Origin of the sequence: Teichococcus vastitatis (assembly GCF_003604215.1) — a bacterium.
Lineage (GTDB): Bacteria > Pseudomonadota > Alphaproteobacteria > Acetobacterales > Acetobacteraceae > Pseudoroseomonas > Pseudoroseomonas vastitatis.
In genome coordinates this window covers 1-5,129 of the sequence record NZ_QXGS01000082.1, presented here as the reverse complement: position 1 = coordinate 5,129, position 5,129 = coordinate 1, and the positions used below count along the sequence as shown (strand labels likewise).

General features: G+C 65.6%; 4 protein-coding genes and 1 other annotated feature. Of the genes, 2 read left to right on the top strand and 2 right to left on the bottom strand.

Translation table 11 applies throughout. The features are described from left to right. Positions 1–54: 54 nt before the first annotated feature. Together recF and gyrB are read left to right on the top strand one after the other, a co-directional pair. Positions 55–1,206 (top strand): DNA replication/repair protein RecF, encoded by a 1,152-nt coding sequence (recF, locus tag D2K64_RS22680; RefSeq protein WP_120010651.1) that lies wholly within the window; start codon positions 55–57, stop codon positions 1,204–1,206. A gap of 62 nt (positions 1,207–1,268) precedes the next feature. Continuing rightward, positions 1,269–3,728: a DNA topoisomerase (ATP-hydrolyzing) subunit B gene (gyrB, locus tag D2K64_RS22675; RefSeq protein ID WP_120010650.1), complete on the top strand. Its 2,460-nt coding sequence runs from the start codon at positions 1,269–1,271 to the stop codon at positions 3,726–3,728. A 402-nt stretch (positions 3,729–4,130) separates the two neighbouring features. Here the strand turns inward: gyrB and D2K64_RS22670 are convergent, their stop codons facing one another. Then, on the bottom strand, positions 4,131–4,346 hold the full coding sequence (locus tag D2K64_RS22670; RefSeq protein WP_157986062.1) for a hypothetical protein: 216 nt from the start codon (positions 4,344–4,346) through the stop codon (positions 4,131–4,133). Positions 4,347–4,728: 382 nt separating this feature from the next. After that, positions 4,729–4,784 (top strand) — a sequence feature (sul1 is cis-regulatory element that is thought to sense ions involved in sulfur or methionine metabolism; They are found in Alphaproteobacteria). Between the two features lie 15 nt (positions 4,785–4,799). After that, positions 4,800–5,129, bottom strand: a 330-nt coding sequence (locus D2K64_RS25780; RefSeq protein ID WP_238384382.1) for a hypothetical protein, incomplete at its 5' end; no start/stop codon positions are given.

Below are 5,129 nucleotides of genomic sequence, written 5' to 3'. Positions count from 1 at the left end.
CCTGTCCCCGCATCCCGATTCGTCACCACACCACGCCAGTGCTACATCACACGCGTGCATGACGTTCCAAAGCTGCGCCTGCGGCGCCTGATCCTGCAGGATTTCCGCAGCTATCCTTCCCTGAACCAGAATTTTGACCATGACAGCATTGTCGTGGCTGGCCCGAACGGCACCGGTAAGACCAACCTGCTGGAAGCCATCTCCTTGTTGTCGCCGGGCCGGGGACTGCGTGGTGCCAAGGGTGCCGAACTGCCGCGGCACGCCGAGGCAGCTTTGGCCTGGGCGGTTGCCGGGCATTTCGCAGCCCCCTCAGGTCCCGTCACCATCGGCACGGGGGCGGAAGCGGGCGCTGAGCGCCGCAGCTTTCGCCTTGACGGCAATGCCGTGCGCAGCCAGGCCGAACTGTCCCGCCACGTCGCCCTCCTGTGGTTGACGCCGCAGATGGACCGCCTGTTCCAGGAAAGCGCCGGTGGGCGACGCCGTTTCCTGGACCGGCTGGTGTGGTCGCTGGAGCCCACCCACGCCCGTGATGTCGCGGCACATGACACCGCCATGACCCAGCGCAACCGCCTGCTGGCGGAAGGGCGGCGGGATGCCGGCTGGCTCGCGGCGCTGGAGGATACCATGGCTCGCCATGCCGTGGCCGCCGTGGCGGCACGCCAATCGACCTTGGCGGGGCTGAATGGCACTCTTCGTGCGGGATTATCCGGCAGCTTCCCGTCCGCCAGCCTGTCGCTGATCTGCCCGATCGCCGACGCTTTGGCGGAACAGCCGGCCCTGGCGGTGGAAGAAGCCCTGCGAAGCGGCCTGGCAGCCGACCGCGCGCGAGACACCGCAGCCGGCGGAGCCCGGCAGGGTGCGCATCGAACGGATCTGCGCATGGTGCTGCTGCCACAGGCCATTCCGGCCGAGCTGTGTTCCACCGGCGAACAGAAGGCGCTGCTGGTCAGCATCGTTCTGGCGCAGGCCGCGCTGGTCGCGGCGCATCGCGGCTTCGCACCTCTTCTGTTGCTGGACGAGGTTGCAGCCCACCTTGACCCTGGCCGCCGCGAAGCATTGTTCCAGGCATTGACCAGCCTGCCGGCGCAATGCTTCCTGACCGGCACCGAAGTGGCCCCCTTCGCCCCGCTGCGTGGCGGGGCTCAGTTCCTGGAAGCCATTCCCGGCGGGCTGCGCCGCTTGACCGATTTACCCGTGCCGGGATGATCGAAAACGGCTATAAATCCTTGTGAATCAGCCCGACCGAAAAGCAGGAGTTTCCCGCCGGCATGAGTGAGTCCGCGCGCGCGCCGTCCCCCGCCACCGATCCGATGGCGGACGCCTATGACAGCGCCTCCATCACCGTGCTGCGCGGCCTCGAAGCCGTCCGCAAGCGCCCCGGCATGTATATCGGCGACACCGATGATGGCTCCGGCCTGCACCATATGGCGTTCGAGATCATCGACAATGCCGTGGACGAGGCCCAGGCCGGCTATGCCACGCGTTGCGAGGTGGTGCTGAATGCCGATGGCTCTGTCACCGTCACGGATGACGGCCGCGGCATCCCCACGGACATCCACGCCGAGGAAGGCGTCTCCGCCGCCGAGGTGGTGCTGACCCGCCTGCACGCGGGTGGCAAGTTCAATCAGAATTCCTACAAGGTATCCGGCGGCCTGCACGGCGTCGGCGCCGCGGTGGTCAACGCGTTGTCCGAATGGATGGACGTGACCATCTGGCGCGAGGGCACGGAGCATTTCATCCGCTTCGAGCATGGCGACACCGTGCAGCCGCTCAAGGTGGTCGGTCCGGCCGAGCACGGCAACGGCACCCGCGTCACCTTCAAGCCCTCCGCCGGCACCTTCACGCGAACCGAATACGAATTTGCTGTGCTGGAAAAGCGGCTGCGCGAGCTGGCCTTCCTCAATTCCGGACTCGCCATCGTGTTGCGCGACGAGCGCCTGGTGGAAGCCGGCGAGCCGCCAAAGGAAGTGTCCTTCCGCTTCGACGGTGGCCTCGTCGCTTTTGTGGAGTGGCTGGATCGCTCCAAGGAGCCGATCTTCAAGCCGCCCATCAGCCTGAAGGCCAAGGAAGGCACGGGTATCCAGGTCGAGCTGGCGATGTGGTGGAACTCGTCGCCGCACGAGCTGGCGCTGTGCTTCACCAACAATATCCCACAGCGCGACGGCGGTACCCACCAAGCCGGCTTCCGTCAGGCGCTGACCCGCGTGGTGATGAAGTACGCCGAAGACCTGGCCAAGAAGGAAAAGGTCGAGCTGTCCGGCGAGGACATGCGCGAGGGCCTGACCGCCGTCGTCTCGGTGAAGGTGCCGGACCCGAAATTCTCCTCCCAAACCAAGGACAAGCTGGTGTCGTCCGAGGTGCAGCCGGTGGTGCAGATGGCGGTCGCCGACGCGCTGTCGCACTGGTTCGAGACGCATCCCAAGGAAGCCCGCGCGGTGCTGGACCAGGTCGTGCTCGCCGCCGCCGCGCGCAAGGCGGCGCAGCTGGCACGCGAGAAGGTCGGCCGCAAGAATGCGCTCGATATCTCGACCCTGCCCGGCAAGCTCGCCGATTGCCAGGAGAAGGACCCTACCCAGTGCGAGATCTTCCTGGTCGAGGGTGACTCGGCCGGCGGTTCCGCCAAGCAGGGCCGCGACCGCCGCTTCCAGGCCATCCTGCCGCTCAAGGGCAAGATCCTGAACGTGGAGCGGGCGCGCATCGACAAGATGCTGTCCTCGGCCGAGATCGGCACGCTGATCACGGCACTCGGCACCGGCATCGGCGCCGGGCCGGTGGAAAGGGGCGGCTTCTCGGCCGACAAGCTGCGCTACCACCGCATCGTCATCATGACGGATGCGGATGTCGATGGCTCGCATATCCGCACCCTGCTGCTGACCTTCTTCTTCCGCCAGATGCCGGAACTGCTGCATCGCGGGCATCTCTACATCGCCCAGCCGCCGCTATACCGTGCCAAGCGCGGGCAGGAGGAGCGCTACCTGAAGGACGACCGTGCGCTGGAGGACTTCCTGCTGGAGAAGGCGCTCCATGGCGCCCGGCTGCGCTTCGCCGACAACCGGGTGGTGGAGGGTGCCGAACTGTCGGAGGTGGTGGAAGGCCTGCGCCAGACCGCGAGCCGCATCCGCCGCCTGTCCACCAACCTGCCCAACGAACTGGTGGAGCAGGCCGCCATCGCCGGCGCCCTGACCGCCGATGCCGAGCGAGCCCTGGCGGCCGCCCCGGTGCTGGCGACGCGGCTGGACGGGCTGGCGCTGATCACCGAGCGCGGCTGGAAGGTTGCGCCGGGCAGCGAGGGCCTGGTGATGGGCCGTACTGTGCGCGGCGTGGCCGAGCGCCACCGGCTGGACAACACAGCGCTGCGCAGCCCCGAGGCCCGCTGGCTGAACGAGCGCCAAACGGCGCTGTCGGCGGAATGGGCGGAGCCGGCAACGCTGGAGATGGAGTCGGGCGCTGCCACGGCCGTAACGGGTCCTTTGGCGGCGCTGGACCGTATCCTGGCCCAGGGCCGCAAGGGCTTGGCCATCCAGCGCTTCAAAGGGCTGGGCGAGATGAATCCGGATCAGCTCTGGAGCACCACGCTCGACCCTGCCGTGCGCACCCTGCTTCAGGTGAAGATCGAGGATGTGGAAGATGCCGAGCAGGTTTTCTCCACCCTGATGGGCGACGTGGTCGAGCCGCGCCGCGAGTTCATCGTCGGCAATGCGCTGAAGGTCGCCAACCTGGACGTCTAAACTTGTAAGGTACGAGGCCGGGGCGAACCACTGAACGGACCGGGTTGGGCGGAGGTTGCCGGATCGCCCCTCAACACGGCTGTTGAAGCGGTACGTCCGGTCCGGCCTGACCCTTTCATCACTAATGCCTTGCCTGGCCACGGGACGTCGCCGGGAATTGGCCGGAGGCGGCGACGGTGCCCGCCGGAGACTTCAAGGATCTCGGTGAGGGCCAAGAGATCGTCGTGCCGGACCTCGCCTGGGCCGCTCGCGTCGGCTTCGGGCGGTAGCTTGAGGCTCAACCTGTCAGGGTGCGCCGCCTGTCCGGACGAAAGAGGATGCGGCGCTTCAGGGTTCGCCTCGCGGAGACGAATTCCCTGCCATAGATGACGGCGATGAGCGCGGAGCTGCCGCTCCTGCCGTTTACGGCAAGGCCTTGCCTCGGAAATCATGGGCCAGCGGTGAGTAGGGCATCCCTTCGAAGCCGTCCGGCCGGGTCATCGAACGTCCCAGTTCATCCATTTCCAAAAGCTGGCGCGGCGCCGGGCGCTCGCCTTCCTCGCGTCTGGCGGCAGTGCCGTTGCCATGGACCGGGATGGACATGGGCGCCGGGAAGCTATCCCACAACAGGAACGCCATAGGTCGCGGACCACTTCAACGCCACCACCAATGCGGTGGACAACGCTGTGATCAGCAGGGCCAGCGCAAGCGCCTGCCTGAGGAAGCTGGTGAGCATGGGAATGGATTTCTAAGGGCTGAGGGTTGGCGGGAAGCGTAAGCCGTAAGGTCCCTATCGCCAGACAAGCAAAGATTCCAATCACAGCAAAGGCAGGCCGCTTTCCTCAAGAAAAATCGTCTGCTCCATGAGTCGGGTCGACCCTTTGAGATTAAGGGAGCTACACGTGAATGTTAGCCTTACAGGAGTAAAGAACGGTGCAAGACGTCCAGCGACTTTCCCGAATATGTGAAGCTCAAGGCAATGGTAGTTTTCTGCTGTTTTCCCTAGTCTTGGTTCACGCACACAGGACCCGGTGAAATCCCGGGTGGCTATTCCGGCCGCCGATCCGCCGGATAACGCATAAGACATGGTAATCAGCCGCCCTGAATGGATGCGGCATGCCCTGCGTGACTGCAGCAGTGCTTGCAAGGAAGCGACACTTCTCGCCGGCAGAAGCGCCCCTGAGGCTGAAACCTCGCTGCGCGAATGCCGACGATGCCGATGGTGAGAAGCACGTTGGGGCCGGTATCCAGCGCCGAATGTCCTGACCCGTCTCGGGCTGTGTTCGGTGCCGGAAGCCTCCGCTCATCGTCGGCCGCGTCAGATGTCGATTCCATCCAGTCCCGACGGATGTCTTGTTGGAAGGATGTTCCAGCATGCTGTTTAACTCGGCCACCTTCATCATTGGCTTTCTGCCGGTGGTG

Excerpts from the sequence above, each read along its gene's own strand:
- gyrB (WP_120010650.1), top strand. The coding sequence starts at position 1,269 with ATGAGTGAGTCCGCGCGCGCGCCGTCCCCCGCCACCGATCCGATGGCG.
- D2K64_RS22670 (WP_157986062.1), bottom strand. The coding sequence starts at position 4,346 with ATGGCGTTCCTGTTGTGGGATAGCTTCCCGGCGCCCATGTCCATCCCG.